The organism is Streptomyces sp. NPDC050806 (assembly GCF_055586425.1).
The window spans coordinates 165,360-181,360 of the sequence record NZ_JBVJIF010000004.1; the positions used below are offsets into that span (position 1 = coordinate 165,360).

Annotated in this window: 10 protein-coding genes; 4 read left to right on the forward strand and 6 right to left on the reverse strand. The window is 73.6% G+C overall.

The features are described from left to right. The first annotated feature begins 14 nt into the window (after positions 1-14). Positions 15-1,079 carry a fatty acid desaturase family protein gene (locus ACZ6WH_RS13625; RefSeq protein WP_469728241.1) on the forward strand — a complete coding sequence of 355 codons (1,065 nt, stop codon included), beginning with the start codon at positions 15-17 and terminating at the stop codon, positions 1,077-1,079. A 76-nt stretch (positions 1,080-1,155) separates the two neighbouring features. Here ACZ6WH_RS13625 and ACZ6WH_RS13630 read toward each other — a convergent pair whose 3' ends face one another. From ACZ6WH_RS13630 to ACZ6WH_RS13655, 6 genes are all read right to left on the reverse strand, one after another. Further along, on the reverse strand, positions 1,156-1,965 hold the full coding sequence (locus tag ACZ6WH_RS13630) for an AfsR/SARP family transcriptional regulator (RefSeq protein WP_469728243.1): 810 nt from the start codon (positions 1,963-1,965) through the stop codon (positions 1,156-1,158). A 23-nt stretch (positions 1,966-1,988) separates the two neighbouring features. Next, complete coding sequence (locus ACZ6WH_RS13635; protein ID WP_469728244.1) at positions 1,989-2,771, reverse strand: thioesterase II family protein; 783 nt, start codon at positions 2,769-2,771, stop codon at positions 1,989-1,991. Next, complete coding sequence (locus ACZ6WH_RS13640) at positions 2,768-3,277, reverse strand: PaaI family thioesterase (protein ID WP_469728245.1); 510 nt, start codon at positions 3,275-3,277, stop codon at positions 2,768-2,770. Before ACZ6WH_RS13640 ends, ACZ6WH_RS13635 begins: the two co-directional genes overlap by 4 nt. Before the next feature lie 16 nt (positions 3,278-3,293). Continuing rightward, on the reverse strand, positions 3,294-4,445 hold the full coding sequence (locus ACZ6WH_RS13645) for an acyl-CoA dehydrogenase family protein (RefSeq protein WP_469728247.1): 1,152 nt from the start codon (positions 4,443-4,445) through the stop codon (positions 3,294-3,296). A gap of 5 nt (positions 4,446-4,450) precedes the next feature. Continuing rightward, on the reverse strand, positions 4,451-6,043 hold the full coding sequence (locus ACZ6WH_RS13650; RefSeq protein ID WP_469728946.1) for an aldehyde dehydrogenase family protein: 1,593 nt from the start codon (positions 6,041-6,043) through the stop codon (positions 4,451-4,453). A 95-nt stretch (positions 6,044-6,138) separates the two neighbouring features. Continuing rightward, positions 6,139-7,590 carry a CoA transferase gene (locus ACZ6WH_RS13655; RefSeq protein ID WP_469728248.1) on the reverse strand — a complete coding sequence of 484 codons (1,452 nt, stop codon included), beginning with the start codon at positions 7,588-7,590 and terminating at the stop codon, positions 6,139-6,141. 134 nt (positions 7,591-7,724) lie between these two features. Here ACZ6WH_RS13655 and ACZ6WH_RS13660 point away from each other — a divergent pair, with 134 nt between their 5' ends. The 3 genes from ACZ6WH_RS13660 to ACZ6WH_RS13670 are packed head-to-tail and all read left to right on the forward strand — an operon-like array spanning position 7,725 to position 15,982. Continuing rightward, positions 7,725-8,033, forward strand: coding sequence for an acyl carrier protein (locus ACZ6WH_RS13660; protein WP_432861848.1), 309 nt, complete (start codon positions 7,725-7,727; stop codon positions 8,031-8,033). Positions 8,034-8,048: 15 nt separating this feature from the next. After that, complete coding sequence (locus ACZ6WH_RS13665; protein WP_469728250.1) at positions 8,049-14,366, forward strand: type I polyketide synthase; 6,318 nt, start codon at positions 8,049-8,051, stop codon at positions 14,364-14,366. 32 nt (positions 14,367-14,398) lie between these two features. Next, positions 14,399-15,982 carry a long-chain-fatty-acid--CoA ligase gene (locus ACZ6WH_RS13670; protein ID WP_469728948.1) on the forward strand — a complete coding sequence of 528 codons (1,584 nt, stop codon included), beginning with the start codon at positions 14,399-14,401 and terminating at the stop codon, positions 15,980-15,982. Positions 15,983-16,001 lie beyond the last annotated feature (19 nt).

Genomic DNA, 16,001 nt, shown 5'->3' on the forward strand with positions numbered 1-16,001 from the left:
GGAGGCCATCCGGCATGACCCACGCAACCCCGTACCGTTCCGACGCGCTCTCCGGCGCACCGTTCACCGCGCTCTTCCACGAGGTCAAGGACGCGGGACTGCTCGCGCTGCGGCCCGGCTACTACGCCTGGCGGCTGGCGCTGAACGTCGCCCTGTGCGGCGCCGGGCTGGCGGCGTTCCTCCTCCTCGGCGACTCCTGGTGGCAGCTGGCGGTCGCCGCGTACCTGGCGCTGTGCACGGTGCAGTGCGCCTTCATGGGCCACGACGCGGGCCACAAGGCGATGTTCCGGGACAAGCGCGCGGCCACGGCCGTGGGGCTGATCCATCTGAACCTCGTCAGCGGCATCAGTTACGGCTGGTGGGTGGGGCACCACAACCGCCACCACAGCCACCCCAACCACATCGACCGCGACCCCGACATCGCCCGCCGCACGGCCGTCTTCCACGAGAAGCAGTACGCGGCCCGGAACGCGCGGCAGCGGTTCATCGTGCGCCATCAGTCGGTGCTCTTCTTCGTGCTGCTGGTCCTGGAGTCGTACAAGATCCAGAAGACCGCGGTGCTGGCGGTCGTCCGCGGGGTGGTGCGCCGCCCTCTCCTGGAGGGCTCGCTGCTGCTGGCGCGCGCCGTCATCTTCCTGGGCGCGCTGTTCCTCGTGCTGCCGCCGCTGACGGCCGTGGCGTTCCTGCTGGTGCACCAGGCCCTGACGGGCGTGTACCTCGGCCTGGTCTTCGCGCCCAACCACAAGGGCATGGCGGTGCGTGAGGGCGAGGAGGAGACGCTGGACTGGCTGGAGCGGCAGGTGCTGACGTCCCGCAACGTCCGTCCCTCGCCCCTGACCGACTTCCTCTACGGCGGCCTGAACTACCAGATCGAACACCACCTGTTCCCCGCGATGCCGCAGGGCAACCTCGGCCGGTGCCGGAAGATCGTACGGAGGTACTGCGCGGCGCACGGACTGCCGTACCGGGAGCTGGGGTTCGCCGCTTCCTACCGCGAGGTCGCGGTCTTCCTCCACGAGGTCAGCGCCCCGATGCGGGCGGACGGCGGCCGGGCAGGGCGCCACCGGCGCGCCGCCTGAAAGCCGCCTGAACGCCGGCCGCCCTCCGTCCGGACGGAGGGCGGCCGGCTGCGCGCGTGTACGGCGGTCCCCGGTATCAGCCGCGGACCGCACCCCGCGCCGTGTGCACGGCGGACACCGGGCCGCGGTCCAGCACCGGGTCCTGGACCAGGATGGCGTGCTCGACGCGGCGCAGGGACGGCGAGGGGTCGACGCCGAGCTGCTCGACAAGGCACTGCCAGGTCTGCCGGCAGGTGTCCAGCGCCTCGGCCTGCCGGCCCGCGCGGTAGAGCGCGACCATGAGCTGTTCGCAGAAGCGCTCGCGCAACGGGTTGGCCAGGTGGGCCTCGCGCAGTTCCGCGAGGACCGTGGTCCCCCGGCCCAGCAGCAGTTCGCTGTCGAACAGCGTCTCCAGGGCCCGCAGCCGGTGCTCCTCGTAGCGTGCCGCGGCGGCCTTGCCCAACGGTCCGCCGAGGCTGCCGCCGCAGACGGCCCCGCGCCACAGCCGCAGCGCACCGCGCAGCAGGGCGACGGCCTCCTCGGGCGCGTCCGCGCGCAGCCGTTCGGCGCGCGCGGCGCTCTCCATGAAGGCCGTGGCGTCCAGTCGGGCACCGTCCATCAGGAGTTGATAGCCGTACGGCAGACAGACCAGGCGTGGCCGGTCCCGGCCCGGCTCGACCGCCCTCAGCTTCTTGCGGATGCGGCTGGCGTGGGCCTGCAGGGCGTTGGCCGCGCCCGACGGTGCCGATTCCGCCCACAGTTCGGCCATCAGCGTCCCACTGGAAACGGCCTTCCCCTCGCTCACCAGAAGGGCCTGCAGCAGCATGCGCTGAAAACCTCCGGACACCGTTATCCAGCCGTCCGCCGAGAGCATTTCCAAGCCACCGAGAATCCTGAACTCGACCATGACTCAGACGCTATCCCGAGCCGCTATCGTCCGGCTTTCCGGTCGGTATCGAGTTTCCCCTGCCGTGAAACCCGCTGCATATGCCGGGCGAAATCCGTCGCGACCGCAAGGGCGTGTTCGGTGAGGTAGAAATGGCCTCCCGGGAATTCACTGACCCCCAGGAAGGAAGGCGTACGGCAGGCCCACTCGGTGAGCCCGCCGGGCTCCAGCGTCGGGTCGGTCCGGCCGCCGTACGCGGCGACCGGGCAGCCGACCGCGGCGCCGTCGTCGCGGTAATCAGCGACGAGGGCCAGGTCGGCGCGGACGGCGGGGAGTACCAGCGCGAGCAGCTCGGGATCCGTCCCGGCCTCGGCCGGCAGCACGCCGAAGCGCCGGACCGCCGCGGCGAACTCCCCGTCCGGCAGCGGCAGCAGCGCGTCCACCGGCCGGAACCGCTCGGGCGCCCAGCCGGACACGCCGAGCAGGGCCGGGCCGGTGCCGCCGGCCTCCTCGACGGCCACGGCCAGGCGGTAGCCGAGCAGCGCGCCCAGGCTGTGCCCGAAGAACGCGTACGGCCGGTCGTCCAGCTCCGCCTCGATCGCCTCGTACAGCGCCTCGACCAGCGGCCCCGTTCGCCGGTACGGCGGCTCCGCCCGGCGTTCCTGGCGCCCCGGCAGCTGGACGGCCCGGACCTCGACACCCGGGAGCAGCGCCGCCCACCGGTGGTAGTACGCGGCGCTGCCCCCGGCGTGCGGGAAGAAGAACAGCTGGCGGTCGGCGCCGGGGCGGGGCTCCGGGGTGTGGAACCAGCGGCTTTGCCGCGTCATGGCCCATCTCCTTCCGCGGCGGCCCGCATCCGCTCGGCGAAGTCCGTGTCGGGGACGACGTCGGCGCGGGCCTGGGCGGCCGTACGGCCTTCGGCGTCCACGATCCGGGCGTTGGCGACCATGCGGCGGCGGCCGGCGTGGACCAGCTCCGCGTGCACGGTGTACTCCTGGCCGGGCCGTACGGCCCGAAGGAAGTCGAGGTGCAGGCTCAGCGTGATCATGGGATGGGCGCGGTCCCCGTGGCTGGTCCCGGCGGCGCAGCAGGCGTCGTCCAGCACCATGGCGAGGTATCCGGCGTGCACCCCGCTCCCCGCGAAGTTCGCCAGCTGCCGCGGGGGCCGCCAGGTCTCGTCGACCGCGCCCTTCCGCGCCCCGGTCACCCGCAGTCCCAGCAGGTCGTGGTGCGCGCCGTGCGGCACCTCCCCGTCGGCCAGCGCCTGCAGCATCTGCGTTCCGGTCAGTTCGTGCCACCGCGCGAGCATCGCGCTCTCCATTGTCTCCGGCATGTCCGACATCGTGGCATCAGGACAGCACGAGCGGGGCGCCGTCGAAGTAACCGAGCAGCGGCTCCGCTGTGCTGGTGCGGGACGGCGGGTGGAAGGCCAGCGGAGGGACCGCGGCCGCGAGCAGCGCGCTTTCCGGGGAGCGGATGAAGTCCATGCCGCCGAGCAGTTCGAGGGCGAGGCCGGCGGCGTCGGACAGCGTCTCCTGTGCCGCGTACCGGGCGACGAGCACGGCGGCGACCGCCTCCTCGCCGGCCAGGTCGCCGTCGCGGACCGCACGGGCCGTGCCCTCCAGCAGGAGGTACGCCGACTCTGCCCGGACCGCGAGCGCGGCGCGGTCGGTGGCGCTGCCGCGGGCCTGCTCCAGTACGCGCTGGACGAGCGCGGCGGCGGTGCCCGCGTACCCGGCGGAGATCAGCAGCTCGAACCAGACGAACCCGGCGCTCTGCATCTCCGACAGCCGGTCCGGGCCGCCCTCCCCGTCCGCTGTGGTGCGCAGCACCAGGTCCTCGGGCACGAACACGTCCGTGAGCCGCACCTCGTCGCTCTCCGCGGCGGCGAGCGCGCCGCTGCCCCAGAAGGGGTGCACGGTGATGCCGGGCGTGCCGGCGGTGACCAGCGCGACGGCCAGTTCGGGCCGCCCGCCGGCGCCGGGGACCGTGACGCTCGCGGTGAGCAGGTCCATCGAACGGGACAGGCTGCACGGCTTCTTGGCGCCGTTGAGCAGGTAGCCGCCGTCGGCCGGCCGCGCGGCGACCGCGGGGGCGAGGATGTTCTGCCGGGTACGTCCCTCGGCCCAGCCGGAGGCCATCAGCTTCCGGCCCGGCACGACGCCGGCCAGCAGCTCCCGCTGGGCGGCGGTGAGGCCGTCGGCACGGTCGGTCAGGGAGTAGAGCATCGCGGCGGTGAAGTGGTGCATGGTCGCGGCGGCGGCCAGGGAGGGCGAGTACGAGCCGACGGCCCGCATGACGCGTACGGCGTCCACCGGGTCGGCGCCGCGGCCACCGAACGCGGCGGGTACCAGGAGCCCGGGGCCGCCGTGTTCGCGGAAGAGCGCGACGACCGGGCTGCCGACCTGTTCCCGGTCCAGCAGGTCGATCTCCTCCAGGGCCTTGCCGAGGCCCGGGTGGTACTGCTCGCAGGTGGTGCGCGCGTTTTCCAGGGAGCGCATCGGAATCACCTTTCGCCGAAGACCGCGTACCGCGGACTGACACCGGAGCTGATGCCCACGCCCTGGAGGTGCGAGGTGGTCAGCATGGGGTAGTTGGCCTCGCCGTGAACGCCGCCGGTCAGGCCGGTGCCACCATGGCTGGGCAGGCAGGGCAGGAAGCCGATGTGCGAGTCGTTGACCTTGAGCAGGCCGCCGTTGCCCACCCGCCGTACGAAGGCGTCCACGACGGAGGTGCTGCGGGTCCACAGGGAGTTGCGCAGGCCGTAGGCGTTGGCATTCAGGAAGTCCAGGAACCGGTCGAGGAGCACGTCGTCGGCGGCCGGCTCGGCGACGACGACCGGAAGCAGCGGGAAGAACGTCTCACGGCGCACCATCTCCAGGGCGCGGGCGCCCGCAAGGCCGTCCACCCGGACCACGGTCGGTTCCAGGAACACCCCCGTCGGCGACCGCGTTCCGTCGGCCTCCGTGCGGTGCCCGCCGCACACCAGCTCGGCGCCGGCGTGCAGGGCCTCCTCCAGCAGGGCGAAGAACCGCTCGCTGCGCCGTACGGGAGTGAGCAGCACGTCCTCGTCCCCGGGGTGGCCGGGCCGGATGTCGCGTGCCTTGGCCGTCACCTCGGCGAGCAGCGCGTCGGCGATGTCCGGGTGGGCGAGGACGTAGTTGGGGACCATGCAGATCTGGCCCGAGCCGTAGAAGGCCTCGGTGACGGCCTCGGCGGCGTGCGGGAGGTCGGCGTCCTTCCAGACCACGATGCCGTCGTTGCCCCCGAGTTCGAGGACGGGCTTCTTGCCGGCGGCGACGCAGCGCAGCTGGAAGCGGAGTCCTTCCTCGCTGCCGCCGACGTAGAAGATGTCGTCGACCAGGGGGCTTTCGAGCCAGCGGGTGAGCATCTGCCCGGGGTTGCCGCAGACGGCGCCGAGCACGCCGGGCGGGGCACCGGCCTCCATCAGGGCGGGCCCGGCGAGCTCGCGCAGCAGGTACATCGTGCTGAGCGCGATGCTGCGCGGGGCGCGGACCACGACCGCGTTGCCCGCCATGAGCATCAGGACGGCGAGCGCCGCGCTGGGCGCCGGGGCGTTCTGCGGCGGGTTCAGGCACACCACGCCGTCGGGCTGCCGGTGGACGAGGAGGCGCCGTCCCGCCTGCCGGAACTCGGTGTGCATGCACTGCCGGTACCACGCGCAGCTCTCCTCGCCGTACAGCTCCAGCAGGCCGCTCAGCTGCCAGCGGGCGAGCCGCAGCGGGGTGCCCTCGGCGGCCATCAGGTCCAGGAGTTCGGCGCGGTGCCCGACCAGCCGTTCGCGGAAGAGCGGGCCCAGGGCCATGCGCTGTTCCAGCGGGACGGCGGCCCAGGCGGGCGCGGCGGCGGATGCGGCCTTGAGCGCCGCGTCGACGCCGGCGTCACCGGCCATGGCGACCCGGCCGATGACGTACGGGTGCCGGGCGGCCTCCGATTCCGGGTCCGGGGAGCGCTCCAGCGCGCGTTTGAGGCTGATGCTGGTGAAGACGTCCTCCAGCAGGGATCCGGCGCTGACGGTGTAGACCCAGCCCTCGCCCTCGACGTCACGGCCTCCGATGTACGAGGAGTAGCTGCGCAACAGCCGTTCGCGGGACGGCGGGGCGGCTGCCGGCCCGGCCGGTGCGGTGGTGCTGCGGGGAGAGAACCGCACGGTGCCTCCAACGGTCGGATCGGTCACGGGCCCACGGGCGCGGGGCGCCATCGGGGCGCCGAGGAGCCGCGCGGGACGAGCGCCGGGTCGTCGTAGCCGGCGGGGGTCTCGCTGAGCCGGACGGGCGGGGCGGTGTACCGGACCTCCCCCAGCGGGGTGGCGGAGGTCCGCCATTCGGGAGCCGGCGGGGCGGCGTCCTCGGTGAGCCCGGCGAGCAGGTCCGGTGCCCAGCTGCCCAGTTCCCAGACCCAGTTGGCGACGCCGGCGAGCGAGACGCGGACGGCGTAGCTGCCGCCTTCGTGCGCGCGGCGCAGGACCGCGGCCATGATGCCGGCGGCGGCCAGGTAGGAGGCGACGTAGTCGCACAGGATCCGGCCCGGCGGCAGTCCGGGCACCGCACCACCGCCTTCGCGCAGGCTGATGCCGGTGAGGGCCTGCGCCTGCTGGTCGAAGCCGCCGCGGTCGCGCCAGGGGCCGGTGTGCCCGTAGGCGGTGAGCGAGCAGTGGACGATGCCGGGCCGGGCGGCCGCGCATTCCTCGGCGGTGAGGCCGAGCTTCCGGGCCTTGGCGGGGCGGTGGTTGAGGACGAAGACATCGGCCTCGCGCAGCAGGCCGTCGAAGGTGTCCCGGCCCGCGCTCCGCTCGTGCAGGTCCAGCCGGGCCGACCGCATGCCGCCCGCCGACTCGTGCCAGACGGCGTCGTGCTCGAAGGAGTCCGGTTCGCACACGTGCAGGACGTCGGCGCCGTACTCGGCCAGCGTCCGCCCGGTCGCGGTGCCCGCCAGGATGTGGGTGTACTGCAGGCAGCGCAGCGAGGACAGCGGCCGGGGCCCGGTGGGCAGCGGGACGACGGGCCCGTCGGCGATCCGCTCCACCGCCACGAGCGGTTCGGCGAGTACCGCGCGGCCCTGCGGATGGGCGAGGAATTCCTCGCGGGTGCGGGCCATGGCGAGCGGAACGCACCGCTCGGCCGCCGCTTCCTCCAGCTCCGCCGCGTCCCGGCGGCGTACGGCCGCCGCGATGTGCTCCCGGGTATGGGCGCAGTCCAGGAGGTCGAGCAGCGTGTCGCGGGTGCGCGGGTAGCACGCGATGGGGATGACCCAGCGGTCGTCGGCGGTGCGGTAGAAGTCCCAGGTCGCGGGCGCCAGGCCGGTCAGCCCGGCCAGCGAGCCCATGCTGGAGAAGTAGCCGTTGAGCGTGGTTCCGCCGCCCAGGAACGGGGTCATGCGGTGCAGGCCCTGTCCCAGGTGCAGGGAGAGCTGCTGGGCGCGGCCCGTGCGCCGGTGCCAGATCTGGGCGGCTCCGACCGCCGCGGCGAGCAGCGGCACCCCGATGGCGGCCGACATGCGCAGGGAGCTGCGGACGTACGGGAGGCAGCCGGTCACCCTGAGGCCGTGTACCGCGGAGTCCCGGTCCAGGCCGATCGCTTTCAGCGTGCCGTCCAGTTCCCCGGTGAAGTCGAACTCGTCCCCCATATGTCCCTCGATTCTCCGCCGACAGGCGAGTTTCCGGTACGGGAAAGCCGAGTGTGCCATTTCCGGAGCGGCCCCGGAACACCTGGTCAGCAAGGTGTCAGCGGCCTGTCAGCGGGGTTTGCTTGACTCCGACCATGGCGGACTCCTACGACATTCACCTGCTCCCCCGATCCGAACGCCGGGAGGCGTTGGCGGAAATCCTGTCCAGGGAGTTCAAGGCCTGTCTGCTGATGGCCGATGAGGAGGAATTCCCACCCGAGGAGAATTTCTTCGACCTCGGCCTCACCTCGTTGCGCGTCATGGAGCTGAAGCAGCGCCTGGAGTCCCTGCTGAGCTGCGAGATCAGCTCCAACGTACTGTTCAACAGCCCCAATCTGGCGCGGCTCACGGAACATCTGGCCACCGATGTCCTGCCCGGCCTCTTCGACGAACCGGCCCGCTGAGGGAAGGAACCAGCCATGCCTGAAACGCCCGAGGCCGCCGGCGGAATGCTCCGGCGGGAGCCGCCCGAGCCGATCGCCGTCGTCGGAATGGGCCTGCGTTTCCCCGGCGGTAACGAAACACCCGAGGGATTCGCGGAGTTCTTGCGCGCGGGACGGTCGGCGGAAGGGCCGGTGCCCGAGGACCGCTGGGTCTCCGAGGACACCGAGGGAAAACCGGAGGGAAATTTCCTCGACGGACTCGACCGGTTCGACGCGAAGTTCTTCAAGATATCGCCGAAGGAAGCCCCGTACATCGACCCGCAGCAGCGGCTGGTGCTGGAGACCGCCTGGCAGGCGCTGGAGAACGCCAACATCGACCCCACGGGCCTGCGGGACACCGACACCGGCGTGTACATGGGCGTGATGTCCATGGACTACCTCACGGAGACGGTCGCCGTCCCGGAGCAGGAGCTGTCCGGCGCCCTGGTCCCCGGCAACGCGCACAGCGCCGTGTCCGGGCGGCTGTCGTACTTCCTGGGGCTGCGCGGCCCCTGCATGAGCGTCGACACCGCCTGCTCGTCCTCGCTCACCACCGCGCACCTGGCGGCCCAGGGCCTGCGCCGCCGCGAGTGCGACCTCGTCCTGTGCGGCGGCGTGAACGCCGTCCACCACCCGCTGATCCAGGACACCCTGCGCCGGGCCGGGATGCTCGGCTCCGACGGCCGCTGCAAGACCTTCGACGAGAGCGCGGACGGCTACAGCCGGGGCGAGGGCTGCGGCGTGCTGGTGCTCAAGCGGCTCTCCGACGCGCTCCGCGACGAGGACCGCGTCCTCGGGCTGCTGCGCGGCTCGGCCGTCCGCGCCGACGGTGAGAGCGCGGGCCTGACGGCGCCCAACGGCATCGCCCAGCAGGCCGTGATGCGGGCCGCCATCGCCGACGCCGGGCTGGCCCCGGGGGACATCCAGTACGTCGAGGCGCACGGCACGGGCACCCCGCTGGGTGACCCCATCGAACTGGGCTCGATCAGCGACACCTTCGCGGGCTCCCACAGCACGGCAGCGCCGGTCGTGGTCGGCTCGGTGAAGACCAACGTCGGGCACCTGGAATCGGCGGCGGGCGTGTGCGGCATCATCAAGGTGCTGCTCCAGATGCGGGAGGGCGTCTGCTACCCGCATCTGCACCTCACCTCCCCGTCGCCCCGCATCCCCTGGGACAGCTGCCCGGTGACCGTGCCCACGAAGGCCGCGCCGTGGCCCGCCGAGGGCCCGCGGCGCGCGCTGGTCAACGGCTTCGGCATCGCCGGCACCCTCGGCTGCGTGGTCGTGGAGGAGCCGCCCGGCCCGCCCGCCGCGCCCGCCCCGGAGGAGGACGGCGCGCCGCACGTCCTCACCCTGTCGGCGAAGAGCACCCCGTCGCTGCGCCGCCAGATCGAGCGCTACCGGGAGTACGCCGACGCACATCCCGAGGTCCCGGTCGCCGCCCTGTGCCGTACGGCCGCGCTCGGCCGGGCGCACCTCCCCGTGCGCCGCGCCGGAGTCGTCCGTGACCGCGCCGGAGTGACGAGGCTGCTGGACGACTGGCTGGCGCGGGCGGACGAGCCGGGCGGCGGCAGCGGAACCGCCGGCGGCCTGCGCAAGGTGGCGTTCCTGTTCACCGGGCAGGGCAGCCAGTACCCGGGCATGGGCCGGGCACTGTACACGCGTCACCCGGTCTTCCGCACGCATCTGGACGCCTGCGACCGGCTGTTCGCGCCGCATCTGGGCCGGTCGGTCCGGGACCTGGTGACCGGCGAAGCGGCGGACGGTGACGCGATCCACCTGACCGTGCACACGCAGCCCGCCCTGTTCTCGCTGGAGTACGCGCTGGCGCAGCTCTGGCTGTCCTGGGGTGTGCGGCCGAACGTGCTGGTCGGCCACAGCATCGGCGAGATCGCGGCGGCGGCCGTCGCCGGGGTCTTCTCCCTGGAGGACGGCGTGGCGCTGGTCGCGGCGCGGGCCCGGCTGATGCAGTCGGTGACCGCGCCCGGCGGCATGGCCCAGGTGTCGGCGGCGCCCGAGGACTTGGCCCCGCTGCTCGAAGACCGCCCCGACCTCGCCGTCGCCTGCCGCAACGCGCCCCGGCAGTGTGTGCTCTCCGGCGGCCGGGCGGCCCTGGACGAGGTGTGCGACCTGCTGCGCCGGGCCGGTCACGAGGTCCGGGAACTGCCGGTCTCGCACGCGTTCCACTCGCCGCTGATGGCCGAGGTGACGGACGCGTTCCGGCACGAGCTGAAGGACATCCGCTTCCACGAGCCGCGGCTGACGCTGGTCTCCAACATCACCGGAAAGGTGGCCAGGCCCGGTGAGCTGACCACGCCGGAGTACTGGGTCCGGCACATCGGCGCCCCCGTGGACTTCGCCGGCTCCCTGCGGGCGGTGGCCAAGCGGGGCGGTCACGCGTGTGTCGAGATCGGCCCCGGCTCGGCCCTGACCTCCCTGGCCCGGCAGTGCGTACCGGCCGATGATCACCTGTGGCTGGGCGGCCTGAACCGCACGGACACGGACGGCGGCGCGGTCCTGACCGCCCTCGCCCGGCTGTACGCGGCCGGTCTCCCGGTGTCCTGGTCCGGCGTCCACCACGGCGCGGCCGACCGGCCCGCCACCCTGCCGACGTACGCCTTCGACCGGAAGCCGTACTGGCTCCCGGCGCCGCGCGGCCGCGACCGGGGCAGGGCTCCGGCGGCGACCGGGCAGCAGCACCATCCGCTGCTGGGCGAGGAGGTCACCTCGGAGGCTCAACTTCGGGACGGAGTGAGGGAATTCGCCGCGCGGGTGGATGCCGCGCATCCGGCGTACCTGGCCGACCACGTCATCATGGGGCAGGTCGTCCTCCCCGGCGCGGCCTACCTGGAGGTGCTGCTCGCGCTCCAGGACGCGGTGTACGGGGAGACCTGCCGCCCGGTGACGGACGTGGCGGTCCTGGAACCCGTCTTCCTGGCCGCCGACCGGACCGCCGAGCTGCGTACCCGGCTGCGGACCCGGGCGGACGGCACGGCCGAGGCCGAGATCCTGACCCGGGTCGCGGGCCGGGACGGTGACTTCGAGCGCCGCCACGCCACCGCGGTCCTGGGCCTGCCCGTGCCGCCCGGCACGGCGCTCGGCCGCGCCGGTACGGAGCTGTGCGCGCTGGCGGAGGGCACGGGCGAGCCGGTGGCGACGGTCGGCGGCGCGGAGCTGTACGCCGGGATGACCGCGGCGGGCGTGGCGTACGGCCCGGAGTTCCGCCGGCTGACGCAGGCCCGGCGGCACCACGGGCAGCTCGCGGTGAGCGAGCTGCGCGGCATACGGACAGGCCCCGCAGAGCAGCTGCCGCCGGCGCTGCTGGACAGTGCGCTGCACGGGCTGGCGGTCCTCAACGATGCCGGGGAGACGTATCTGCCGGTGCGGTTCGGCCGGCTGCGGCTGTTCAAGAAGCCGAAGGCGGCGGAGCTGCGTACGGTGGCCAGGATCGTGCCGGTACCGCCGGACGCCGGGCAGGACGTGGACGTGTCGGCCGACCTGGCGCTGCTGGAGGGCGACCGCCCGGTGTTCGAGCTGACCGGGCTGGGGCTGAAGCGGGTGGCCAACACCTCGGCGGGGGCCGGCCGGCACGCGCAGGTCTTCCACGAGCCGCGCTGGATCAAGCGGGCGCTGTCCGGTCCCGTCCAGGGCGCACCGCCCGGCGAGCCGCGCCGGGTACTGGTGCTGAACCGTACGGCGGCGGACCTGGGTGACCTAACCGCGCGCGCCGCAGCGGCCGGCACGGAGCTCGCGTACGCCGCGGGGGCCGATGTGACGGCCGAGCTGCTGCGCGAGTGGGAACCCACCGACGTGTGCTGGTTCTGGCGGCCGGGCGGCGACGAGGGGCCGGTCCCGCCGGCCGCCGAGTGCCGGCGCAACTACCGCGATCTGCTCGCGGTGCTGGGCGGGCTGGAGCGCGGCGGCTTCGGCCACGGCAGCCGGCTGTGGCTGGTCACCGGCGGCGCCCAGCTGCTGCCGGACGACGCGCCGGGCGGCACCGGCCCGTCGGCGGCCGCCACGCTGTGGGGCTTCGGCCAGGCGCTCTGGCACGAGTACCCGGGCTACCGCGTCACGCTGGTCGACCTGCCCGGCGACGGCGAAGCGGCCGGTGAGGCGGGCCTTCTGCTGGACGAGTGGCTGGCGCGGGACACCGGGGAGTTCCAGGTGGCGTACCGGTCCGGACTCCGCCACGTACGGCGGCTGTACCCGCTCGATCCCGCCCGCCGGCCCGACAGCGCCGTCCGGCTCGCGATCAAGGAGTACGGCTCCTTCGCCGGGGTGCGGCCGGAGCCCGTCGAGGCCGTGCCGCCCACGGGCGATCAGATCCAGGTGGCGGTGCACACGGCGGGCCTGAACTTCAAGGACGTGCTCAACGCGCTGGGGCTGCTCAAGCAGTACGCGGAGGAGACGGGTGTCCCCTACCGGCCGCAGCCGCTGGGCTTCGAGTGCGCGGGCACGGTGGTCGCGGCCGGTCCCGACGCGGCCTTCGGGCCCGGGGACGAAGTGATGGTCAACGCGCTGGACTGCATGTCGGGCACGCTGACCGTCTCCTCCGAACTGGCGGTGCGCAAGCCCGCCCGGATCACCATGGCCGAGGCGGCCGGGGCGCCCACGGTCTTCGTCACCGCGCACTACGCGCTGCACCATCTCGCCGGCATCAAGCCCGGCGACCGGGTGCTGATCCATGCCGCTGCGGGCGGTGTCGGGCAGGCCGCCGTGCAGCTGGCGCAGCAGGCCGGCGCCGAGGTGTTCGCCACGGCCAGTCCCGGCAAGTGGCCGCTGCTGCGTGCTCAGGGCATCCGCCACCTCATGAACTCCCGGACGCTGGACTTCGCCGACGAGGTGCTCGACGCCACCGGTGGCGCGGGGGTGGACCTCGTACTGAACAGCCTGAACAAGGAGTTCATCCCGGCGGGCCTGCGCTGTCTGGCCGAGGGCGGGCGGTTCGTCGAACTGGGCAAGGTGGGCTCCTGGACGCCGGAAGAGATGCGCCAGGAGCGCCCCGACGTCCAATACCACCGCTTCGACCTGGGCGAACGCCCCGAGGCCGAGGCACGGGAGCACACCCGGCAGATCCTGCGGGCCGTCGTCGAGCAGCTGGCCGACGGACGGCTGCGGCCCGTGCCGGCCACCGTCTACTCGCTCGACGAGGCCGAGGAGGCGTTCTCGGCGCTCAGCCGCGGCGCGAGCACCGGCAAGCTGGTACTGCGCTTCGCCGACGACCGGGCCAGGACCGCGCGGCCGCTCGCCGTCAGCCCCGACCGCACGTACCTCATCACCGGCGGGCTGGGCGGCCTCGGGCTGGTCACCGCCCGCAAGCTCGCCGAACTCGGCGCCCGCCACCTGGCACTCGTCGGCCGTACCGCACTGCCGGCGTCCGGGACCGCGGCGCTCGCGGCCAGGATCGGCAAGGACGTGCAGGTCACCGTCCTGCGCGCGGACATCGCCGACCCCGCCGACGTGGAGCGGATCACCGCGGAGCTGAAACAGTCGCCGTACCCGGTGGGCGGCATCGTGCACGCGGCCGGCGTCCTGAACGACATGCCGGCCGCCACGCTGACCTGGGAGGGCATCGAGACGGTCCTGCGGCCCAAGGTGTACGGCTCGTGGCTGCTGCACGAGGCGGCCACGTCCTTCCCCGAGCTGGACTTCTTCGTCGGCTACTCCTCCGTCGCCGCCGTGCTGGGCAGTCCCGCGCAGGCCAACTACGCGGCGGGCAACGCCTATCTGGACGGCCTGCTGCGGTGGCGCGCGGGCCATGGCCTGCCCGCGCTGTCCGTGAACTGGGGCCCGTGGGCCGAGGCCGGCATGTCGGCGCGGCTCGACGCGCCGCTCGTCCGGCGGCTCCAGGACCAGGGCGTCGCCTTCATGAGCCCGGCCGACGGCATGCACGCGCTGGTCACCCTGCTCGGGCAGGCCGCGCCTCAGGTCGTCGCGGCCGACTGCGACTGGGACCGGTACGCGGCGGGCCAGGCGCTCCCGCACAGCCTGTACCGGCACCTCGTACGCGACGGGGGCAGCGCCGACCGGCCGGATCTCGACCTCGACCGGCTGCTCACGCTGCCCGCCGACGAGCGCAGGGCGGAGCTGAACACGTACCTGCGCGCCCGGATCGCCGGCATGCTGCACTTCGACGGCACGGACGACGTGGAACCGGACGCCGTCTTCCTGGAACTGGGCCTGGACTCGCTCGCCGCCGTGGAGCTGAAGAACGCGCTGGAGACCGCGCTGCGCGTGCCGCTGCCCGCCTCGGTCACCTTCGACCACCCCTCCGTCGGGCAGCTCACCGACTTCCTCGACCGGCAGCTGTCCTGAGAGGGGCGACGGTGCTCGACGACGACACGCTCATGCGCCCGCCCCCGGTGGCCCGGCCGCGTACGCTCGCCGCGGTCGCGGCCCGTCAGGCTGCGGACCGGCCCGGCCATCCCGCCGTGCTCTGCGAGGGGCGGACGCTCACCTACGGGCAGCTGCACCGGGAGAGCAACCGCACCGGGCACGCCCTGCGCGCGGCAGGGCTCGGCCCCGGCTCCCGGGTGGCCTATCTCGGCAAAGAGTCCGAGCGGTTCTACGAGATCGCGCTGGCCTGCGCCAAGACCGGCGCCGTGCTGGTACCGGTCAACTGGCGGCTGACCCGGGACGAGATCGCGCACATCCTGCGCGACTCCGACACCGAACTGCTCTTCACCGAGCGCGAGCGGCTGGCCGTCGCCGGGGAGCTCGGCACGGTCCTGCCGCGGCTGCGCGAGGTGGTCCCGCTGGACACCGCCGAGGACCGCGGCTCGGGCTTCCGGGCCTGGCGGGCCGGGCACCCGGCCGACGACCTCCCCGCCGCCGCCGGCTTCGGCCCGGACGACGCCGTGGCGCAGATCTACACCAGCGGCACGACGGGCCTGCCCAAGGGCGTGGTCCTGGCCCACCGCAGCTTCTTCAACGTCGACGAGGGAATCGCGCAGGGCTGCGACTGGGTGGACTGGCACCCCGGCGACCGGTGTCTGATCGGCATGCCGGGGTTCCACATCGGCGGCCTGTCGTACGCCATGCAGGGCTTCGTCGCCGGGGCCACGATGGTCAGCATGCCGATGTTCGTCGCCGGTGACGTGCTGCGGCAGATCGGCGAACTCGGCCTGACCCACGCCCTGGTGACGCCCGCCATGCTCCAGATGCTGCTGGACGAGCCGGGCGCGGGCCCGGCCGCGTTCCGCTCCGTCCGCAAGGTGATCTACGGCGGCGCGCCGATCTCCGGGCCGCTGCTCAAGCGCTGCCTGGAGACGATGGGCTGCGAGTTCGCGCAGATCTACGGAAGCACCGAGACGGGCAACTTCGCCGCCTGCCTGCCGCCCGCCGACCATGTGCCCGGCAGCCCGCGGCTGACGGCCGCCGGGCGCGCCTATCCGGGCATCGACCTGCGGATCGTCGACGAGGACGGCGCCACCCTGCCGCCCGGTGCGGTCGGCGAGGTCTGGGTCCGCAGCCCCGCGCGGATGCTGGGGTACCACCGGCAGCCCGAGGCCACCCGGGAGACGGTGCGGGACGGGTGGGTCCGCATGGGCGACGCGGGCCGGCTCGACGCCGACGGCTACCTCTTCCTGTGCGACCGCATCAACGACACGATCATCGTCGGCGGCGAGAACGTCTATCCCAGCGAGATCGAGAACGCGCTCGCCGCTCACCCCGCGGTGGCCGACGCCGCCGTGGTCGGCGTCCCGGACGAGCGCTGGGGCGAGGCCGTGCACGCGTACGTCGTGCTGCGGCCCGGTCACCAGGCCACCCCGCGCGAGCTGATGCGCTCCCTGCGGGGCCGGCTCGCCGACTTCAAGATCCCCACGACGTACGCGTTCCTGGAGGAGCTGCCCCGCAACCCGAACGGCAAGGTACTCCGCCGCGCCCTCCGGGACCCGCTGTGGCAGGGCCGGGAGCGCAAGGTCAACTGAAGTCCCGTCAGAAATGGGA

Excerpts from the sequence above, each read along its gene's own strand:
- ACZ6WH_RS13625 (WP_469728241.1), top strand. The coding sequence starts at position 15 with ATGACCCACGCAACCCCGTACCGTTCCGACGCGCTCTCCGGCGCACCG.
- ACZ6WH_RS13630 (WP_469728243.1), bottom strand. The coding sequence starts at position 1,965 with ATGGTCGAGTTCAGGATTCTCGGTGGCTTGGAAATGCTCTCGGCGGAC.
- ACZ6WH_RS13635 (WP_469728244.1), bottom strand. The coding sequence starts at position 2,771 with ATGACGCGGCAAAGCCGCTGGTTCCACACCCCGGAGCCCCGCCCCGGC.
- ACZ6WH_RS13640 (WP_469728245.1), bottom strand. The coding sequence starts at position 3,277 with ATGCCGGAGACAATGGAGAGCGCGATGCTCGCGCGGTGGCACGAACTG.
- ACZ6WH_RS13645 (WP_469728247.1), bottom strand. The coding sequence starts at position 4,445 with ATGCGCTCCCTGGAAAACGCGCGCACCACCTGCGAGCAGTACCACCCG.
- ACZ6WH_RS13655 (WP_469728248.1), bottom strand. The coding sequence starts at position 7,590 with ATGGGGGACGAGTTCGACTTCACCGGGGAACTGGACGGCACGCTGAAA.
- ACZ6WH_RS13660 (WP_432861848.1), top strand. The coding sequence starts at position 7,725 with ATGGCGGACTCCTACGACATTCACCTGCTCCCCCGATCCGAACGCCGG.
- ACZ6WH_RS13665 (WP_469728250.1), top strand. The coding sequence starts at position 8,049 with ATGCCTGAAACGCCCGAGGCCGCCGGCGGAATGCTCCGGCGGGAGCCG.
- ACZ6WH_RS13670 (WP_469728948.1), top strand. The coding sequence starts at position 14,399 with ATGCGCCCGCCCCCGGTGGCCCGGCCGCGTACGCTCGCCGCGGTCGCG.